We start from the raw sequence: 17,724 nt of genomic DNA on the forward strand, positions 1-17,724 counted from the left end.
GGATTGTTTTTCGCCTGTTTTCAGCGCCCGGGCGTTCGACCCGGCGGCCGAAAATCAGAAGCTGGCGCCCAGCGTCAGGCCAAAGGTCCGCGGCGCGCCATAGAAGCGCTGGTTAAAGAATTGCGCGGTCGGGGTGAAGGCCGACACATAGGTTTTGTTGGTCAGATTCTTGCCCCAGAGCATCGCCCGGAAACGCGCATCTTCGCTTTCCCAGCCGATCGAGCCATCGACCAGCACGAAATCGCCCGTGCGTCCGCCAGCCTCGTTGGAAACCGACGAATAAAAGACGCTGCGATAGAGTGCCGACGCGCGGAACGACAGGTTGCCGGCAGTGCCCAGCGGCACCGTATATTCGGCCGACCCCTGCGTTTGCCATTTGGGCGCGCGCACCAGCCTCAGGTCCGTGTGATCCTCATCGACCAGATAAGTGCCATTCGGCAAAGTGGTGACGGCGCCGCAAGTGGAAACCGGCAGGGTCGGCGAAGCCGCGGGGCCATTAAGGTCGGCGCAGAAGTCGGTATATTTCGCGTCGAGATAGCCGATATTGGCCGACAGGCGGAAGTTCTGCGTCGGCTTCAGCGTCGCTTCGAGTTCGATACCCTTGCTCGTTGCCGAACCGATGTTCAGCTGCGCCGTTTCCTGCCCCGATGCGACATTGGGATTGGGATAGAAGACGCCGAATTCCAGCTGCTTGAACTTGGTGACAAAGCCGGTGAGGTTGAGGCGCAGCAGATTGTCGAAGAAATCGCCCTTGAAACCGGCCTCGAACAGCTCCGACGTATTATCCTCGGTCGGGCCCGCGGTCGACGGCGTCGCCGAACGGGCGCCGAAGCCGCCGCCCTTATAGCCTTGGCTGTAACCGGCATAGACCATGACATCGTCGGTCAGGCGATAATCGACCCCGGCCTTGAACGACATGCGATCGCGATCATAACCCAGCTTGAACGCTCTGCCTGCCGCAAGATTGACGTTGGCGATCGCTTCCATCTCGTCCAGCGATTTGACCGCTGCGCGCGTCGTGAAGCGGGCGGGCAACACCGCTCCGACCGGATCGCGGAAATAGTCTTTCGATTCCCAGCTCTGGCGGACGCCGAAGGTGATGTTCAGCCGGTCGGTGATGCCATAGATCGCCTGCCCGAACAGGGCTTTGGCCGTGTTATCCTGCGACACGAAATCCTGGCTGCCGGTGGCGCCGGGAAGCGTCGGGAAGGCCTGCGCCAGTTCGAAACTCTGCTTCAGATAATAGCCACCGAAGACGAGGTTGAGGCGCGCCAGCGCATCGTCGCGGTCCGAAAAATCGGATTGCAGGCGCAATTCCTGGCTGAACTGACGGTGCGACTGGACGCGGAAGGTCGGGAAGAAAAACACTTCCGACTGGTCGTAATCGCTGTCGTTGAAATCATCGGTTTCGATATAGCCGGTGATCGACTTCAACTGCGCCGCACCCAGGTCCAGCCCGATGTTGCTGATGAAGCCCAGCTGGTCGGTGTCGTGATTTGCGGGGAAGTCGCGGCCGATGGTGAAGGCGCCGTCATCGGGTTCCTCAAAGCCGAAAGCCGTCCACAACAGCTTGGTGCGATCGGGGCCCGAATCGCCGCCCGGTGCACTCGACCGGTCGCGGACGAGAAAGGCCTTCAGATTGATGTCGAGATTGTCGGTGGGGGTAAAGACCACGGTGCCGCGCAGCGTCAGCCGGTCCTGCCCGCCGACCTTCTTGCCGTTCAGGCGGTTGGTGAAGAAACCGTCATAGGTTTCCTTGTTCACGACGATCCGCGTTGCCAGCACGTCCTCGATGATCGGCATGTTGACCGCTGCGCGCGCATCCATGCGGCCGTAGTTGCCCACGGTGATTTCGGCCTGCACGCCCCAGTCGCGACCGGGGTTCTTGGTAAAGGCGGCGATGCCGCCCGCGAGCGAATTCTTGCCGAAGGACGTGCCCTGCGGCCCGCGCAGCACTTCGATCCGGTCGAGGTCGAAGGTGTCGAGCATCGTCGCCACCGGGCGCGTGACGAACACACCGTCGATCGAAATGCCGACCGGGCTTTCCTCGGTCGATTCGATGCCCTGCGCGCCGAGGCCGCGGATAAAGATCGCCGCCGAGTTGGAGAAGGTCGCCACCGGCTGGATGCTGATGTTCGGGGTCGAGGGGGCGAGGTCGGTGATGTCGCGCGCCGCAATCTTGGTCAGCGCCTCTTCGCCGAAGGCGGAGATGGCCTGCGGCACATCCTGCAGCGATTCATTCTTGAAACGCGCGGTGACGATAATGTCGTTCGAATCGGTGGTGGCCGCATCGGCCGGCGCGTCGGTCTGCGCCATGGCTGGCGCGGCGCTTGCGATCATCGCGGCACATGCCACGCCGGACAGCAGAATCTGTTCAAGAATCTTCATATTCACCCTCCCAATGGTCCATTGTCGACGGTGATGATCCGTCAATCTGATTGACCCTTAGTATACTAATGGTTTTATACTTGTCCATAGTCTTGCTAGGAGGATTCGCATCATGATCGACGTCGATCAACAACCCGTTCCCGCGGCGCTCGCCAGCCAATATCTGTGTACCGCGGAATTTGAGGTCGGGGGGGGAATCATCGGCATCGGTGCGACTCCGTTCGGCGATCAGCGCATGGGATATGTCACGGGCGGGCGCTTTTATGGTCCGAAAATCAACGGCGTCATCTTGCCGGGGGGCGGCAACTGGTCGCGGTCGGGGCGCCTTGGCGATGCCTCCGTCGGCACCTTCGATGCGCGCGCCGTGTGGCGGACCGATGACGGCGATCTCATCTACCTGACCTACAGCGGCCGCAACCTCATTCCCGACGATGTCCGCGCCGAGTTCGCCGACCCGGCGCAGCCCGATGTCGACCCGGCGCGCTATTATCTGCGAATCGCGCCGGTGTTCGAAACCGCGAGCGAGAAATATGGCTGGCTGAATGGCGTGCTGGCGGTCGGCGTCGGCGAGCGAACGAACTTCGGTGTCCGCCACGCGATGCATGCGATCCTTTGAGATGATCGACCTTCATTATTCGGCGACCCCGAACGGGCAGAAGATTGCGATCATGCTCGAAGAGATTGGGGCGCCCTTTCGCGTCATCCCTTATGACATCTTCAACGGCGATCAGCTGACCGCAGAGTTTGGCCAGATCAACCCGAACCACAAATTGCCGGCGATCGTCGACCATGCTCCGGCGGGTGACGGCGACCCGGTGACCGTGTTCGAATCGGGTGCGATCCTGCAATATCTGGCCGAAAAGAGCGGGCGCTTTCTCAGCGCTTCGGGCGCGGCGCGCGCGGCGACCTTGTCGTGGCTGACCTGGCAGGTCGCGGGACTGGGGCCGATGGGCGGGCAGGCCAGCCACTTCCTTCGCTATGCCCCGGCGGGTCAGGATTATGCCGTCCAGCGCTACACCCGCGAAGTGAAGCGCCTGCAGGCCGTGCTGGAAAAGCAGCTGGAGAAAAGCGCCTATGTCGCCGGCGACGACTATAGCATTGCCGACATGGCGATCTGGCCTGGCCGCGCCTCGGCCTTTGTGATGGGAATGGGGCTGGACGATCATCCGGCGACGCATCGCTGGTTCGAAAGCATCCGCGAACGGCCGGCCGTGGCCCGCGCAATGGGCCGCGAGGATCTTGCGGCGCCCGCCAAATATATCGGGCGGCATCAGAAACTCGACGACACCGAATGGTCGAACATGTTCGGCGACGCCAATCACGCGGCGGTGCGGGGCGACTGAGGGGTCCTAATTACCTCGCGACGTGCTGGCGATCACCCCACAGGATCGCGCGATGCTCGTCGGTAAAGCCGGTCAGGCCGCCCGCGATCGTTTCGGCGCGCGCGACCCCGAACTTCATCCCCTCGGCAACCGCGGGGCGTGCGAACATGGCGGCGGCCCAGCGTTCGACGTTCGCAAAGCGTCCCGCCTTTTCGGCAAGCTGGCGCGGCAGATAGGGCAGCATCGCCATGTCGGCGATGCTGTAATCGCTGCCCGCCAGCCACTCGGCCTCGCCCAGCCGCTTGTCGAGCACCATCATCAGCCGATCGACCTCGCGGCTATAGCGCGCGATCGCATATTCGTGCCGGTCCTTTGCATAATGGGTGAAATGCACCTCCTGCCCGAACATCGGGCCGATCCCCGACACCTGAAACATCAGCCACTGCCAGCAGGTCGCGCGCGCGGCCGGATCAGCGGGGACGAAGCGCCCGCTCTTTTCGGCCAGATAGAGCAGGATCGCGCCCGTCTCCCACAACACAAAGTCCGGCCCGTGCGGCCCCTCGTCATCCACGATGACCGGGGTCTTGTTGTTGGGGTTGAGCGCCAGAAATTCGGGGGTCAGCTGGTCGCCGGCCAGAATGTCGATCGGTTCGACCTGCCATGCGAAATCCATTTCCAAGAGCGCGATCGCGATCTTGCGCGAATTGGGGGTGGGGCCGCCATAGAGGGTGATCATGCGTCCGCTCCATCGCGGCCGAGCCAGCGTTTCAGAACATCGGGTCCATCCTGTCCGATGGTGAGTGGGGCCGGACGGCGGACGCTGCTCGGGGTCGCGGACAGCTTGGGGAAAACCCCCTGCATCCGGATCTCGCCCAATTCTTCGTCGTCGACCGTTACCAGCGCTTCGCGCGCCGCGAAATGCGGATCGGCCAGCATATCCTCGGCATCGAAGATACGCCCTGCGGGGACGCCCGCCGCGATCATCTTCGCTTCGAGTTCGGCGATGGTCATCGTCGCGGTCCATTCGCCGATCAGCGCGTCGAGTTCCTCCTGCCGCGCCCCGCGTGCCAGGTGGGTCGCATAGCGTTCGTCGCTCCCGAGTTCGGGCCGGCCCATCGCTTCGGCGAGGCGCGCGAAGACGCCGTCCTGATTGGCGCCGATCAGATATTCGCCGTCGCTGCACGGATAGACGTTCGACGGCGCGATCGCGGGCAGGGTCGATCCGGTGCGGCGGCGCTTGGTGCCGCTCGCCGAATAGTCGGACACGGTCGATTCCATCACCTGCAGCACGGCCTCATACAGCGCCGAATCGACGATCTGGCCTTCGCCGGTCTTGCTGCGATGGTGGAGCGCGGCGAGCGCCCCCATGCAACCGTAAGTGGCGGCGAGCGTGTCGCCGATCGACACCCCCATGCGCGCGGGGGGAAGGTCGGGATAGCCCACGATCCCGCGCCATCCGCCCATTGCCTCGCCGATCCCGCCGAAACCGGCGCGCGACGAATAGGGGCCGGACTGGCCGTAACCCGACACGCGCACGACGATCAGCCCGGGGTTGGTCTTGCGCAGTTCAGCGGGGTCGAGATTCCATTTCTCAAGCGTTCCGGGGCGGAAGTTCTCGATGAGAATATCGGCCTTGGCGATCAGCGCGCGCGCGAGTTCCTGGCCTTCCCCCGATCGCAGATCGACCGCGACCGAATATTTGTTGCGCGCGATCACGCGCCACCAGCTGGGGGTGTCCCCCTGACCCCAATGGCGCATCGGATCGCCCGTCTCCGGCGGCTCGAGCTTGACGATCTCGGCCCCCATGTCGCCCAGCAATTGCCCGCAAAACGGGCCTGCGATCAGCTGGCCCATCTCGACCACGCGCAGGCCCTCCAGCGCTCCCCCGCTGCCATGTTTCTCTGTCATGTCGCTCCCTTCGGGCGGTAATCTGGCGTATCGGCTTATCCGCATCGACAAAATTTGTCGCCGCCCATGGCGATGATATACTTAGTATGCTATGTAATTTGCAACCGGCTAAATCAGGCACGAAAGCGGAAATGGCGTGATGACGACAGATATGGGTGTGGAAATGGTCGAGGTCGGCCCGCGCGACGGGCTGCAGAATGAGGCGGCGATCGTCTCGACCGCCGACAAGGCCGAACTCATCGCGCGCGCGATCGCTTATGGCGCGCGCCGGATCGAGGTGACGAGCTTCGTCAATCCGCGCCGCGTCCCGCAACTCGCCGATGCCGAAGAATTGGTGGCACTGCTGCCCGACCGCGCCGACGTGACCTATATCGGCCTCGTGCTCAACCAGCGCGGTGCCGAGCGCGCGCTGGCGACCGGCCGGATCGACGAACTGGGCGCGGTGTGCGTGACGAGCGACACCTTCGGGATCAACAATCAGCGTCAGACATCGGATGAATCGCTGGCCGCTGCGATGGAGATCGTCGCGCTGGCGAAGGCGGCGGGGCGCAGCGGTCAGATCACGATTGCGACGGCTTTCGGTTGTCCGTTCGAGGGCGAGGTCGCGATCGATCGCGTCGTCGAAATGGCAAAGCGCGCCGCCGAAGCGAACCCGCGCGAGATCGCGCTCGCCGATACGATCGGCGTCGGCGTGCCGTCGCAGGTCGCCGAAATGGTCGGCCGCGTCCGCGAAGCCGTCGGCGGTCTGCCCGTGCGGGTGCATTTCCACAACACGCGCGGCAGCGGCCTCGCCAATGTCTGGGCGGCGGTGGCGGAGGGCGCGGCGACGGTCGATGCGTCGCTCGGCGGCCTCGGCGGCTGTCCCTTTGCGCCGGGCGCGGCGGGCAATGTGGCGAGCGAGGACGTCGTCTATATGCTCGAACGCGGCGGCATCGCGACCGGGCTGCACCTGCCCGCGATCGTCGACGCGGCGGGGTGGTTCACCGGCGTGATGGGCCGCCCGCTCCCCGCGATGGTCAGCAAGGCGCCGGCCTTCCCGCCCGTCCCCCAAAACTGAAAAACATAAGTAGAGGAGAGAGATTTTGATCGCAGTGATTGCCAGGCTGACCGCCAAACCGGGCCATGATGAGCAATTGGGCGCGGCGCTGACCGAAGGCGCGGCGAAGGTGCTCGCGGGCGAACCGGGGTGCCTGATGTATCGCGTCGCCCGCTCGCGCAGCGAGGCGGGCGTCTACAAGCTCATGGAAGTCTATGCGTCGCAGGCGGCGCTCGATGAGCACCCCAACACCCCGCATTTCGCCGAAATCCGCACCGCACTCGCCGCGCATCTCGGCGCCGCGCCCGAGGTCGAATTTCTCGACGCGCTGAACTGAATCCCCGTCAGGCCGGGGCGGCCTCCGCCTCGGCCGACATGCGCGCAAGGTCGCGGGCAAATCCCTTGAAGCCCCATGTCAGGATGACCGCCGCGACCGGCAGCGCGACGGCCACGACGGTCGCGATCGAATAGCGCAAGGCCGCATCATCCTCGAACAGATTGTCGGTGAGCAGCGCGATCAGCATCGGCCCGAAGCCCAGCCCGATCAGATTGACGACGAAGAAATACAGCGCGGTCATCCGCGCGCGATATTCATTCGGGGTGATGAGTTGCAGCGCGACACCGCCGACGCCGTGCATCGTCATGCAGGGATAGGCGATGGCGAGCATGACAAAGGCGAGGGTCGAATCGGGCATCAGCGCCGCCGCCAGCAGCGGCGGGCCGCCGAGCAGTATCGACAGCCGCATGACGCGCAGATGGGCGTCGGCGACGCCCTTCGCATAGAGGCGATCGGCGAGCGAGCCGCCAGCGAGCAGCCCGATCGTGCCGCCGACCGCCATGATGATCCCGAACCACAGCCCGGCCTCGCCGACGCTCATGTCATAGGTTCGTGCGAAGAAGGTCGGGATCCACGCGATCGCGCCATACATGACGAGCCCGATCAGCGACATGCCCCCGAACAGCGCGCCCAGTGCGACGCGCTGGGTCCGGAGGTGGGCGATCAGGCCCGGCGCCGGAGCGGCCGATGCGCTCGGCACGGGTGCGCGAAGGCCGCGGCGCAGCGGTTCGCGCACGGTCAGCATCAACAGCGCGATCAGCAGTCCCGGCGCGGCGACCCAGACAAAGATCAGCCGCCAGGCGTCCATCGCGCCAAAGAAGGGCACCTCGACCATCGGCGCCGCGAGCACCGCCTGGACGACGAAGGAACCGAGGATGAGCGCGATCCCCGCGCCGAGCGGCACCCCGATCGAATAGACCGCCATCGCGCGCGCCAGCTTGTCGCGCGGGAAATAGTCGCTGAGCAGCGAATAGGCCGCAGGCGACAGCGTCGCCTCGCCGACCCCGACCCCCATGCGCGCGGCAAACAGCGTCGCATAACTCCCGGCAAAGCCGCAGCCTGCGGTCATGAAGCTCCACACCGCGATCCCGATCAGGATCAGGTTGCGCCGGTTGTAACGGTCGGCGATCCACGCCAGCGGCAGCCCTAGCAGCGTATAGAAAAGCGCGAAGGCGAGGCCGATGAGCAGGCTGACCTGCGTGTCCGAAATGTCGAGCGCGGCGCGGATCGGTGCAACGAGCAGGCTCAGGATCATCCGGTCGACGAACGACAATGTATAGGCGAGCAAAAGAACGCCGACGACATACCAGCTATACGCCGGACGCGGCCATGGCGGGCTGGCCGCCGCCGGGCTTTCAATGGACTCCAGGGGCCCGTTGCCCGCGCTTTGCGCTGCCATAACTCTCCCGTTCCTCGCGTTGGCGACCGCCCCTTGCAAGGCGGAGAATGCTGCTATATAGCAGCTTTTATTGCTTAGCTAACTAAGCAATAAAAGCGCTGACAGTCAAGCATGATCGGGCGCGCGCTACGGCGACACATATGGGAGAGAGCAAATGTCCGAACAGAGGTGGAATCCGTCTGCATGGCTGATGACTGGCGTGGCCTTGCTGGCGATGCCGGGCGTCGCCGCGGCACAGGAAGCGGCCGATGACAGCAGCGGCGACATCATCGTCACCGCGCAGCGCCAGGAACAGAAATTGCAGGATGTGCCGGTCTCGGTCACCGCCTTCAGTTCGGACCAGCTACGCGCCAGCAACATCGAAACGGTCGCCGATATCGCGACCCGCACCCCGGGGCTCGCGGTCAGCGCGGTCGATCCGATCAACACCAATTTCGCGATGCGCGGCATCGGCAGCCCTCCCGGCATCAGCCAGAATGCCGGCGGCGACCCGTCGGTCGTCGTCTTCATCGACGGCGTCTATGCCGGGCGCGGCGGCACCCCCGACCTCGACGCGCTCGACCTCGAACGGGTCGAGGTGCTGCGCGGGCCGCAGGGCACTTTGTTTGGCAAAAATGCGATCGGCGGGCTCGTCCAGTTCGTCAGCCGCAAGCCGTCGGCCGACAACAGCTTCTATTTCGAGGGCACCTACGGCAATTACGACAAGGTCGGCGTGGTCGCACGCGGCAATATGGCGCTGACCGACAAGGTCTTCCTGTCGGCGGGTTTCTCGCACAAGCAGCGCAGCGGCTATGAGTTTAACGAGACGACCGGAAACGACGTCAACGATCAGAATCTGACCACGGCGCGCGCCGCGCTGCGTTTCCAGCCCAGCGACACGCTCGACATCATCCTGCGCGCCGATATTTCGCATCAGGATCAGCGCGGCAATCCGCGCCATAACAATTGCGACACCAGCTTCAACGGCGGCGTCCATTGCGTCGGGATCAACCCCGACCCGCGCGTCGTCAACGCCTATACCGACGGGTTTATCAAGCGGACGATCGAGGCTTATTCGGCCGAAATCAACCTCGACCTGCCTTTCGGGACGCTCACCTCGTTGACCGCGCTGCGCAAGGTCGATTTTGAATTCGAAACCGCCTTTTTCAGCAACCCGGTCAATCCGCCCACCCAGATCGAATCGACCGATTTCGGTGAGGAGGACAACAGCCAGTTCAGTCAGGAACTGCGTCTCTCTTTCGAAGCGTTCGACGGGCGCCTCAGCGGTCAGACCGGGGTCTATTACCTCAAGGAAAATAACGATCGCGTGCAGGGGCAGATTCAGCAGTTTCCAACCCCCGCAGGCTCGGGAATCGGTCTCTATCCGCAATCGGTCAATGCGCGCAGCGTCGCCATATTCGGTCAGCTTGATTATGAAATCGTCCCCTCGCTGACCGCGACCATCGGCGCGCGCATGACGTGGGAACGCAAGAGCGGGCGCTTTGCGGGCTTCAAGATCGACGACGGTCCGGGCGTGCCGCCACCGCTGGGATCGGCGGCCGGTTATGACGTGACCGGGGCCAAGAAGTGGAAGGCATTCACCCCGCGTGCGGCGCTGAACTGGAAGGCGAGCGACGATATCCTCGTCTATGCTTCGGTTGCGCGCGGTTACAAGAGCGGCGGTTTTCAGGGCTTGTCGGGAACCGCGGCGGGCGCCTCGACCCCTTATGATCCCGAATTCGCGTGGAGCTATGAGGTCGGCGCAAAGACCGACTGGTTCGACCGCAAGCTGCGGCTGAACGTCGCGGCGTTCCAGACCGACTATTCGGACCTTCAGATTTCGCAGCTCGTCCCGCTATGCTGCGTCGTCGTCAGCAATGCCGCCAAGGCGCGCATTCGCGGCGCCGAGGTCGAGGTCGTGGCCCGGCCGGTGCAGGGGCTGCAGATCGACGGCAGCTATGCGTATCTCGACGCCAAATTCACCGAATATGCGATCCCGGGACAGGCCTATACCGGCAACCGCCTGCCGCGCTCGCCGAAGAACAAGTTCAACATCGGCGGCCAATATGAAACGCCGATCGGCGACCTGACCGCGAAACTCCGCGTCGATTACAGCTGGGTCGACGATGCCTATTTCGAGGCGTCGAACATCCCGCAGCAATTGTGGCCAAGCCACGACAATGTCGATGCGCGGCTGTCGATCACGGGCCCCGGCGACGAATGGGAATTGTCGCTGTGGGGCAAGAATCTGACTAATGAACTGGTGCCGACCTATGTCACCTATTTCGGTCCGTTCCGCCAGATTCTGACCCCCTATGCTCCGCCGCGCACTTACGGCGCGACGCTGGCGTTCAAGATTTGACCGGCGGCGCGGCGGGGAGTCCCTTCCTCGCCGCGCCTTTTTCTTTTACCGACAGGATGAAGACTGATGATCGAGCCGAGTTTCCGCTATCTCTGTTCGTACCGCGCCAGCTTTACCGAGCCGCAGCAGATGGTCGGCAAGGCGCATTTCGGCCGTCGCATGATCGCCGCGCTGACCGGCGGCGAGCTGGAGGGGGAAAGGCTGCGCGGCCGGGTGATGCCCAGCGGCGGCGACTGGGCGACGATCGACGACAACGACACGCTGCGCCTCGACGCGCGCATCACCTTTGAAACCCATGACGGCGCGCTGATCTATGTCTCCTATCGCGGCGTGCTGCGCCCGCTGTCGGTCGCGCACAAACATGCACGTGCCGGCGGGCCGCAGACCGATGCCGACAGGGCCGAAATCTACTTTCGTACCACGCCGATGTTCGAGACCGGCGACGAGCGTTATGCGTGGCTCAACGACATCGTCGCGGTCGGGCTGGGGGCCAGCGTCGGCGGCGCGGTGCGCTACGACGTGTTCGAACTGCTCTAGGGTCAGGACCGCAGGGTCCTGACCCTGGAATCTGCGGCGCCTCAGACGCCGCAGATCAGCTCGCTTTGCCCCCGCGCGCGCGATTCCGCGTTGGTCGCCTGCAGCGACGAGCTCGGAGCGACATCGTCGGGAACGGGGAAATTGCCGTCCTTGTCGATTTCGAAACCGAGCTTGCGGAACACATTCTGGGCCTTGCTCGCCGGATCGGCGAAGGCGACCCCCTGCCACTCATAGCCGATGATCACATTGGTCACGCGCAGGCCCTGAAAGACCTTGTCGACCGGATAAATATATTCCTCGACGTCGTCAGGGAGCCCCTTGGCGAGGCGCTCGTCCGCGGCTTTCTTGAAATAGGCTTCCAGTTCGGGGCCGAATCCGCAATCGCGAAAATCGAACTTGATCAGCGAATTGGCGACCGCGCCCTTCGCCGGCGAGGGGTCGGTTGCGCAGGCGTCGGGCGTCGCCGCATAGCCGACACCGCCACCGGGGAGGCCGAATTCGGTAAAGCCATCGGCGGTCGCACCAATCAGCCGGACCTTCGCGCCGGGTTGCAAGGCGGTCTTGACCGCCGCCCCGGCCGCCGGGGTTTCGAGGACCGAGCATCGCCCGGTGGTGATGCGGTCGCTGCCGTCGAGCGTCGCGAGCGACGGCGGCGCGCTCTTCGACAGATTGACCAGGCTGACATATTGTCCCGTGGTGTCGACCTTCACCCACTGTTTGCCGCGCTCGTCGCCGACGAGCGTGCCGGTGATCTTCTCGCCGCGCTTGAGCGATCCGACGATCTTTGACCCTTCGATCGTCGGCCGGTCGCGCAAATTGGCGTCGGCAGCGGCGAAGTAATCGAGCTTCTCCTGCGCGGCTTCGCCCGGTTCGGCACCCTGTTCAGTCGTCGTTTCGGCACTTTGGTCGGTGCTCGACAGGCCCAGCCAGGCGCCGCCGCCGATCGCCACGGCGAGCAGCGCGGCACCGCCCAGCAAGATCATGTTGTTGCGCGGAGCCGGTGCGGCACCTTCCGCTTCGACGACGTCATGAACCACCGGGGTCGGCGCAACCGGAGCTGGCGCAACCGGGGCCGGTGCAACCTCGGGCGGCGCAACGATTTCGGCCGCGGGCGGCACAGCCTCTCCGGCCGCTGCGGGCACGGCCGTTCCGCATGCCGGACAGAAGCGCGCGCCTTGCGAAAGCGCGGAGCCGCACTCGGAGCAAAATTTCGACATGTCTTGATCTAATCCTTCAAATCTGAACGCCGCCCTCGCCACACTGATAGCGGGGATACGATAATCATTATGTGACCTAGCGCACCGGGTGTCGTGCGCCCCATATCCATGACAGATGGACCGTCAAGCGGGGGCGACGCCGATTGGGCCGAAACGTCTATTGCGCTGATGTTCCACGCTGAATCTGCGCGCGCTCCAATGCTCCGCGATCGACACGGTTCGCTTCGGCCCATTCGCTTCGCGTCATGCAGACCCTGCGCGTTTCCAGGCGGCTGCCCAGAACCTGTTCCTTTCGGCAAACGACCTCGTTCGGATCGCGGCTTTTCGCCTTTCCGCCGCTGGCCGATGCGGTCGTCGCCGGCTTTCCCGGGGGGGCGGCGGGCGTTTCCGCCGCGTGGGCGGGGATGGAGGTCGCAAGTGCGCAGCCGAGCAGCGCGGTCAGGGAGGTGAAGCGTCCATGGGGCATGAGCAAAGCCTTTCCATGCATATGATGGGCCAGCCTAAGCCGACATTGCGGGTCGGCCAAGTATTTTTCGATCCGCTTGCGCGGCGTCGGCATGCGGTTCAGCGCGGCGGCGCCACGTCGAAGGCCACGGTCAGGCGTTCGCCTTCGCCAAAGGGCCGCGTGCCGTGCCAGAGCCATGACGGGAACAGGATCAACCGGCCCGGCGCGGGCTCGACCATCCGGCTTGGCGGCAGTGTCAGCCCCAGCGCGGCCTGAGGCTCGCCGAGGGCAAGCCATCCGGCGTCGGGCGCGTCTTCCGCGCTTTTCGGGGGCAGCGCGACATAGAGCGCCGAACTGATCCAGCCCTGGGGATGGACATGATGGGCGTGATGGCCGCCAGCGCCCAGCCGGACCGACCAGCTCCCGGCAAAGCGGGGGCGCCGGTCGCGCCGCTTGGCCAGCAGCGGGTGGCAGGCATCGCTTGGTGGCAATGCGGCGACATAGGCCTCGACTGCGGTCACCACCGCCGCACGCAGGGCCGCGATGACGGGATCGCTTCGGCAGAATAACGGGCCGTCGGTCTGCGTGCCGCCCCGCACCGACTGGTCGCGATATTCACCCTTGGCGACATGAAGTTCCCTGAGGTGGGCGGCGAGCCTGTCCAGCGGCGGAAGCCGGTCGGAAAGATCCACCTCGGCCACCAGCCGGGGGTCGCCGACCAGCCAGTCGTGGCGGGGGTCGCCCGCCAATCGCCACGCCGTTGCCGCATAGGGCCAGATCGCGGTTACCTGTGCGCCGCCGCCGTCGATGACTCCGTCGATCAGCGACAGCGCCGCCGTCAGCCGGCCCGTCCGCAAAAAATGCCGAATCTGCCACAGGTTCAGTCCCGCCTGCATGGCGGGCGGCGCGGCGGCGAACAGGGCATCGGCGCGGTCCCCTTCGCCTCGCTCGGCAGAGGAAATCGCCAGATGATCGCCAATCTGGGCGGGGGGAAGTCCGGCGGCTTGTGCCCGCTTTGCGACGATCGCCTGCGCTTCATAATCCTCGTGCGCCAGATGCAGGTCGAGCAGTCCGCGCCAAAGCGCGACCGCGTCGGGCTGCTGCGCCAGCGCGCGTTCGAAGGATGCTGTCGCCTGCTCCGGCTTTCCGGTCAGGGCGCGGAGCTGCGCCAGCTGGTTGTGCCCCTGTATCCATAAGGGAACCTGGGCGACGATCGCATCGAGGGCCGCTTCGGCCTCGTCCCCGCGTCCGGCGGCCCAGCGCGCGGCCGCCAGGCCGATCAATATATCGCCATTGGGTGGCCCCAGTCTTTCGGCGGCTTCAAAGAGCGCCACCGCATCGAGCCCCGCCTCCAGCGCAACGCGCGCGCGGCCGTGCGCAACGCCGACGTCGGCAGGCGCCAGCCGGGCCGCCTCGCCAAAGGCGTCCAGCGCGGCCTTATGCGTATCGAGTGCGCGGTGGAGCAGCCCTGTCCATTGCCACAAGCGCGCCGCTTTATATTTCGTCGCAGCGGCGGCCACCCAGGGCAGCGCCGCTTCTTCCTCGCCTTCGTCGAGGGCGTGGCGGGCGAGTTCGCCGAAATCTTCCCCATTCGCCTGACCAGCCCGGACGGCGGCGAGCCGGGCGGCAAAGCTCATCGGCTCTCGGGCAGGCTGCCCGCATCGCTGGCGATCAGCGCGGCCACCGCCTCGCGCTCGACCGGGCTGAGGTCGGGATGCCACAGGTCGAAGATCAAGACGACGCGCAGCATGTCGCTGGGGTTCAGCGCCTCATGCTCGATCGTGTCGTCGAACACGAACGCTTCGCCGCGCCGCCAGTCGCGGGTTTCGGCGCCGACGCGGAACCAGCAACCTGCGGGAACGACCAGCGGCAGGTGACAGACCAGCCGGGCGTTGTTGAAACCGACATGCGGCGGGATCGCCGTGCCGGGCGCGAGCAGAGAGAACATCGCATTGGGGGAAGCCCCGGCGATCACCGGCTGCCCCAGCGCGTCCAGCAGCGCCATCGTCCGCGGGCAATGGCGCGCATTGGCGTCGATCCGCCGGCCGTTCCGCAGCAGGTGGATCGCGGTCCAGTCGGAATTATGGTTCAGCGTGCGCCATTGGTCGAGCGGCTGGTGCGCCGCATATTGGACATAAGGCACCAGTTCGGCGCGCTCGGCGGCCATCACGGCGTCCAGTTCGGCGGCGATCGCTTCGGTCGCCGCCTCGATCTTCGCGATCCAGGGAAACAGGCTGCGCGGATGAAATTCGCGTTCGCGCAGCCCCGGGAAGTGAAAATGGGTGGGCTCGCTATGATAGGGCCGGGTCCGGCGCAGCGCATTGCTGCGGAAGCGAGCGATGCGGCTAGCTTCCTCCGCGTCGGCACGGCTTTCGGCGTCCGCCATTTTTTCGGCCCAGCGCGCCCCGCGTGCATTGAGCCAGGCGGCGTGAACGCGTTCGCCTTCGGCCAGCACGGCGGCGAGATGCGGCGGCAGGGCATCGTCCGGCTTCTGCGCAATCGCATGGCCCCAGGCCTCACCCGCATTCGGGTCGCCCAGTCGTTCGAGCAGGCTGGCGCGCAGCATCAGCGCGGTGAAGTCGAGGGGACTCACGCCCAGCGCGCGGTGTACGGCATCCAGCGCCGCACCCGGCTGCCCGCCGGCCCGATAGGCGCCGGCCAACATCAGCAAAATCGAAACATCGCCGCCGCCGGTCGCGGCCGCCTTTTCGAGCAGGGTGGCGGCATGGGCGAAATCCCGCCCCGCAAGGGCGCGATCGGCTTCGGCGAGCATCGCCGCCCGCCTGTCCGTCACAGCCTATATCCGAATTTGTCAATCCAGGGGCGCAGCACCGGAAGGACCGGCTCCAGATGGCGGCGATAGCCTTCCCATCGCCCCGCCGCGCGCTTGTAAATCGGTTCGACGACCTGCGAATAGCTGGCGGTGGTAATCAGCCCGCGCGCCTTGGCCGTCGCGCGATGGTCGAGCGCCTCGTCGCGCCAGTCGAGCCCCAGAAAATCGAACAAGGGCCGGACCTCGGCCTCCACATCCTCGACCAGCCGTTCATAGACGATGGTATGGACGTTGAGCGGAAAGAGTGCGCGCGCGCGCTCCCAATGCTGAAAGGTCAGGTCGTAAAATTCGGCCGCATCCTCCAGCCGCAGGAAGTTCGACATGGCGTCGTTGAGCCGGAAGTTGCTCATGAAGCAGCTGAGCAGGACGTCGCACGGGTGTCGCAGCGCAAGGATGAAGCGCGCATCGGGAAACAGGCGCTGGATCAGAACGGCCTTGCTCAGGAACAGCGGCGACTTGTCGATCAGCATGCGGGCGGGGTCGAGCGGTTCGGGCGCGACCTTGGCGACCTCGTCGAAGTACAGCCGCCTGGCATCGGCGACCGCGGCCGGATCGAGCCCGGGAATGGCAGGCATGCCGCCGATATGCCTGTCGACATTGTTCAGCGGCGGCTGCTCTTCCAGCACGGTCGTTGCGGGATGGCCCATCAATATCGTGTCGAGCAGCGTCGTTCCGGAGCGCGGAAAGCCGACAAGAAACACCGGATCGGGCCGGCTGGCGGCTTCACGCGTCTCGGCCCAGCTTGCCGCCCATTCGGGTGTCAGCAGGTCGATCTCGCCACGCAGCCTTTTGCGCAGCGCCGCCGACCGTTCGAGCGGCCGCGTCGGCGACGCCATATGCAGACGGGCGGTGGCACTGAACGCGTCGAACGCGTCATCGATGCGGCCCAGCCGATCGAGCAACTGGCCGCGCAGATGCGTCGACCGTTCGGACTCCATGTCGGCGGGCACCCGATCCAGACTCGCGAGCGCCTCTTCGAAACGCTTGGCGCGGCGATGTTCGAACGCGCGCATGAAGGCGAGCGCGCCCTCGTCCAGATCATGCGCTTCGGCCCTCGCGATCAGCGGCGCAAATTCCTCTTCGCGGTTGCTATGCTCATATTGAACCGTCAGCCCCAGATAGGCGTCGGTCATCGACGGATCGGCGGCGATGGCTTGGTGAAACGCCCGCTCGGCCTCTTCGGTACGATTGAGCAGGCCGCATTCGACCCCGAATTTCAGCTGGAGATTGGCATTGCCGGGGTCGAGCGCAACCGCTCCCTCGATCGCCGCCATCGCCTCGTCCTGCCGCCCCTCCTTCTTATACTGGACATAAAGTTCGTGGAGCGCGCGGGCATCGTCCGGAAATTCCTCGACCGTGCGCCTCAGAAGCGCCTCGGCCTCCTCATCGCGCCCAACCGATCGCCACGCCACTGCCAGATTGAGCCGCGTCGGCGGCGCCAGCGGATTGAGCGCCATCGCCCTTTCCAGCGCAACGACGCTGCCCTCCAGATCCCCGGTCGCCGACCGCGCATTGCCGAGGTTGTTCCAGCTTTCGAAATCGTCGGGCGCCCCGGCGACGACTTGCTCATAGGCTTCGACAGCGTCGGGGAATCGTTCCAGCGACTGGGCGATGAAACCGCGATAGCGCGCGACGCGCAACGTGGGGTCCGCACGCGCGATCTCTTGCGTCGCGACATCGAATGCCCGGGCGAGTTCGCCTGTATCTATCAAAACCGCGATCAGGTTGCAGGCGATCGTCGCATCAGACGGCCGCCCCTGATGCGCCGCCGCAAGATGACGCGCCGCGCCCACAAGGTCGCCCGATCGCGCCAGCAGCATGCCGAGGAACGCGTTGAGCGCCACCCCGTCGCCGCCGTTCGCAAGGGCGCCTTCGGCAATCTGCCGGGCCCGTTCGACTTCACCTGCCTGGGCAGCGCCAACGGCCTGCTTCAGCACGTCGGCGGTTCGGGAATCGAGCAT

General features: G+C 65.2%; 15 protein-coding genes and 1 pseudogene. 6 read left to right on the forward strand and 10 right to left on the reverse strand.

The window, feature by feature from the left end; translation table 11 throughout:
• Nucleotides 1–54: 54 nt before the first annotated feature.
• Complete coding sequence (locus tag ACSYDV_RS14055; RefSeq protein WP_438324446.1) at nt 55–2,388, reverse strand: TonB-dependent receptor; 2,334 nt, start codon at nt 2,386–2,388, stop codon at nt 55–57.
• Between the two features lie 112 nt (nt 2,389–2,500).
• On the opposite strand from ACSYDV_RS14055, the gene ACSYDV_RS14060 reads away from it, so the two are divergent.
• Nucleotides 2,501–3,004 carry a DUF3237 domain-containing protein gene (locus tag ACSYDV_RS14060; RefSeq protein ID WP_438324447.1) on the forward strand — a complete coding sequence of 168 codons (504 nt, stop codon included), beginning with the start codon at nt 2,501–2,503 and terminating at the stop codon, nt 3,002–3,004.
• A gap of 1 nt (nt 3,005) precedes the next feature.
• Nucleotides 3,006–3,731, forward strand: a complete 726-nt coding sequence (locus tag ACSYDV_RS14065; protein WP_438324448.1) for a glutathione binding-like protein — start codon at nt 3,006–3,008, stop codon at nt 3,729–3,731.
• A 10-nt stretch (nt 3,732–3,741) separates the two neighbouring features.
• Here ACSYDV_RS14065 and ACSYDV_RS14070 read toward each other — a convergent pair whose 3' ends face one another.
• Together ACSYDV_RS14070 and ACSYDV_RS14075 are read right to left on the reverse strand one after the other, a co-directional pair.
• Entirely contained in the window at nt 3,742–4,446 is a 705-nt protein-coding gene (locus tag ACSYDV_RS14070) for a glutathione S-transferase family protein (protein ID WP_438324449.1), read from the reverse strand.
• Nucleotides 4,443–5,618, reverse strand: coding sequence for a CaiB/BaiF CoA transferase family protein (locus tag ACSYDV_RS14075; RefSeq protein WP_438324450.1), 1,176 nt, complete (start codon nt 5,616–5,618; stop codon nt 4,443–4,445). The genes ACSYDV_RS14070 and ACSYDV_RS14075 overlap by 4 nt, the downstream gene beginning before the upstream one ends.
• Nucleotides 5,619–5,757: 139 nt before the next feature.
• Here ACSYDV_RS14075 and ACSYDV_RS14080 point away from each other — a divergent pair, with 139 nt between their 5' ends.
• A complete protein-coding gene (locus ACSYDV_RS14080; protein ID WP_438324451.1) occupies nt 5,758–6,675 on the forward strand; it encodes a hydroxymethylglutaryl-CoA lyase in 918 nt (305 codons plus the stop codon).
• 34 nt (nt 6,676–6,709) lie between these two features.
• Nucleotides 6,710–6,991 carry a putative quinol monooxygenase gene (locus tag ACSYDV_RS14085; protein WP_438324800.1) on the forward strand — a complete coding sequence of 94 codons (282 nt, stop codon included), beginning with the start codon at nt 6,710–6,712 and terminating at the stop codon, nt 6,989–6,991.
• Nucleotides 6,992–6,998: 7 nt separating this feature from the next.
• Here the strand turns inward: ACSYDV_RS14085 and ACSYDV_RS14090 are convergent, their stop codons facing one another.
• Entirely contained in the window at nt 6,999–8,390 is a 1,392-nt protein-coding gene (locus tag ACSYDV_RS14090; RefSeq protein WP_438324453.1) for a spinster family MFS transporter, read from the reverse strand.
• Between the two features lie 154 nt (nt 8,391–8,544).
• On the opposite strand from ACSYDV_RS14090, the gene ACSYDV_RS14095 reads away from it, so the two are divergent.
• Together ACSYDV_RS14095 and ACSYDV_RS14100 are read left to right on the forward strand one after the other, a co-directional pair.
• Nucleotides 8,545–10,731, forward strand: coding sequence for a TonB-dependent receptor (locus ACSYDV_RS14095; protein WP_438324454.1), 2,187 nt, complete (start codon nt 8,545–8,547; stop codon nt 10,729–10,731).
• 66 nt (nt 10,732–10,797) lie between these two features.
• Nucleotides 10,798–11,268, forward strand: a complete 471-nt coding sequence (locus ACSYDV_RS14100; protein WP_438324456.1) for a DUF3237 domain-containing protein — start codon at nt 10,798–10,800, stop codon at nt 11,266–11,268.
• A gap of 41 nt (nt 11,269–11,309) precedes the next feature.
• On the opposite strand, the gene ACSYDV_RS14105 is transcribed toward ACSYDV_RS14100, so the two are convergent.
• From ACSYDV_RS14105 to ACSYDV_RS14130, 6 genes and pseudogenes are all read right to left on the reverse strand, one after another.
• Entirely contained in the window at nt 11,310–12,410 is a 1,101-nt protein-coding gene (locus ACSYDV_RS14105; protein ID WP_438324822.1) for a hypothetical protein, read from the reverse strand.
• Between the two features lie 6 nt (nt 12,411–12,416).
• Nucleotides 12,417–12,485 (reverse strand): annotated as a pseudogene (locus ACSYDV_RS14110) (zinc-ribbon domain-containing protein); the annotation flags it as partial.
• A 157-nt stretch (nt 12,486–12,642) separates the two neighbouring features.
• Nucleotides 12,643–13,044, reverse strand: coding sequence for a hypothetical protein (locus ACSYDV_RS14115; RefSeq protein ID WP_438324457.1), 402 nt, complete (start codon nt 13,042–13,044; stop codon nt 12,643–12,645).
• A gap of 5 nt (nt 13,045–13,049) precedes the next feature.
• Entirely contained in the window at nt 13,050–14,567 is a 1,518-nt protein-coding gene (locus ACSYDV_RS14120) for a 2OG-Fe(II) oxygenase family protein (RefSeq protein ID WP_438324459.1), read from the reverse strand.
• The gene (locus ACSYDV_RS14125) at nt 14,564–15,724 is read right to left on the reverse strand and encodes an aspartyl/asparaginyl beta-hydroxylase domain-containing protein (RefSeq protein WP_438324460.1); all 1,161 of its coding nucleotides are present in this window, start codon (nt 15,722–15,724) and stop codon (nt 14,564–14,566) included. Before ACSYDV_RS14125 ends, ACSYDV_RS14120 begins: the two co-directional genes overlap by 4 nt.
• Nucleotides 15,721–17,724, reverse strand: coding sequence for a tetratricopeptide repeat-containing sulfotransferase family protein (locus ACSYDV_RS14130; RefSeq protein WP_438324461.1), 2,004 nt, complete (start codon nt 17,722–17,724; stop codon nt 15,721–15,723). Before ACSYDV_RS14130 ends, ACSYDV_RS14125 begins: the two co-directional genes overlap by 4 nt.

It is taken from the genome of Sphingopyxis selenitireducens (genome assembly GCF_051550705.1).
Classification (GTDB): Bacteria; Pseudomonadota; Alphaproteobacteria; order Sphingomonadales; family Sphingomonadaceae; genus Sphingopyxis.

Coding starts and splice junctions, on each gene's coding strand:
- ACSYDV_RS14055 (WP_438324446.1), bottom strand. CDS start 2,388: ATGAAGATTCTTGAACAGATTCTGCTGTCCGGCGTGGCATGTGCCGCG.
- ACSYDV_RS14060 (WP_438324447.1), top strand. CDS start 2,501: ATGATCGACGTCGATCAACAACCCGTTCCCGCGGCGCTCGCCAGCCAA.
- ACSYDV_RS14065 (WP_438324448.1), top strand. CDS start 3,006: ATGATCGACCTTCATTATTCGGCGACCCCGAACGGGCAGAAGATTGCG.
- ACSYDV_RS14070 (WP_438324449.1), bottom strand. CDS start 4,446: ATGATCACCCTCTATGGCGGCCCCACCCCCAATTCGCGCAAGATCGCG.
- ACSYDV_RS14075 (WP_438324450.1), bottom strand. CDS start 5,618: ATGACAGAGAAACATGGCAGCGGGGGAGCGCTGGAGGGCCTGCGCGTG.
- ACSYDV_RS14080 (WP_438324451.1), top strand. CDS start 5,758: ATGACGACAGATATGGGTGTGGAAATGGTCGAGGTCGGCCCGCGCGAC.
- ACSYDV_RS14090 (WP_438324453.1), bottom strand. CDS start 8,390: ATGGCAGCGCAAAGCGCGGGCAACGGGCCCCTGGAGTCCATTGAAAGC.
- ACSYDV_RS14095 (WP_438324454.1), top strand. CDS start 8,545: ATGTCCGAACAGAGGTGGAATCCGTCTGCATGGCTGATGACTGGCGTG.
- ACSYDV_RS14100 (WP_438324456.1), top strand. CDS start 10,798: ATGATCGAGCCGAGTTTCCGCTATCTCTGTTCGTACCGCGCCAGCTTT.
- ACSYDV_RS14115 (WP_438324457.1), bottom strand. CDS start 13,044: ATGCCGACGCCGCGCAAGCGGATCGAAAAATACTTGGCCGACCCGCAA.
- ACSYDV_RS14120 (WP_438324459.1), bottom strand. CDS start 14,567: ATGAGCTTTGCCGCCCGGCTCGCCGCCGTCCGGGCTGGTCAGGCGAAT.
- ACSYDV_RS14130 (WP_438324461.1), bottom strand. CDS start 17,724: ATGCTCGATTCCCGAACCGCCGACGTGCTGAAGCAGGCCGTTGGCGCT.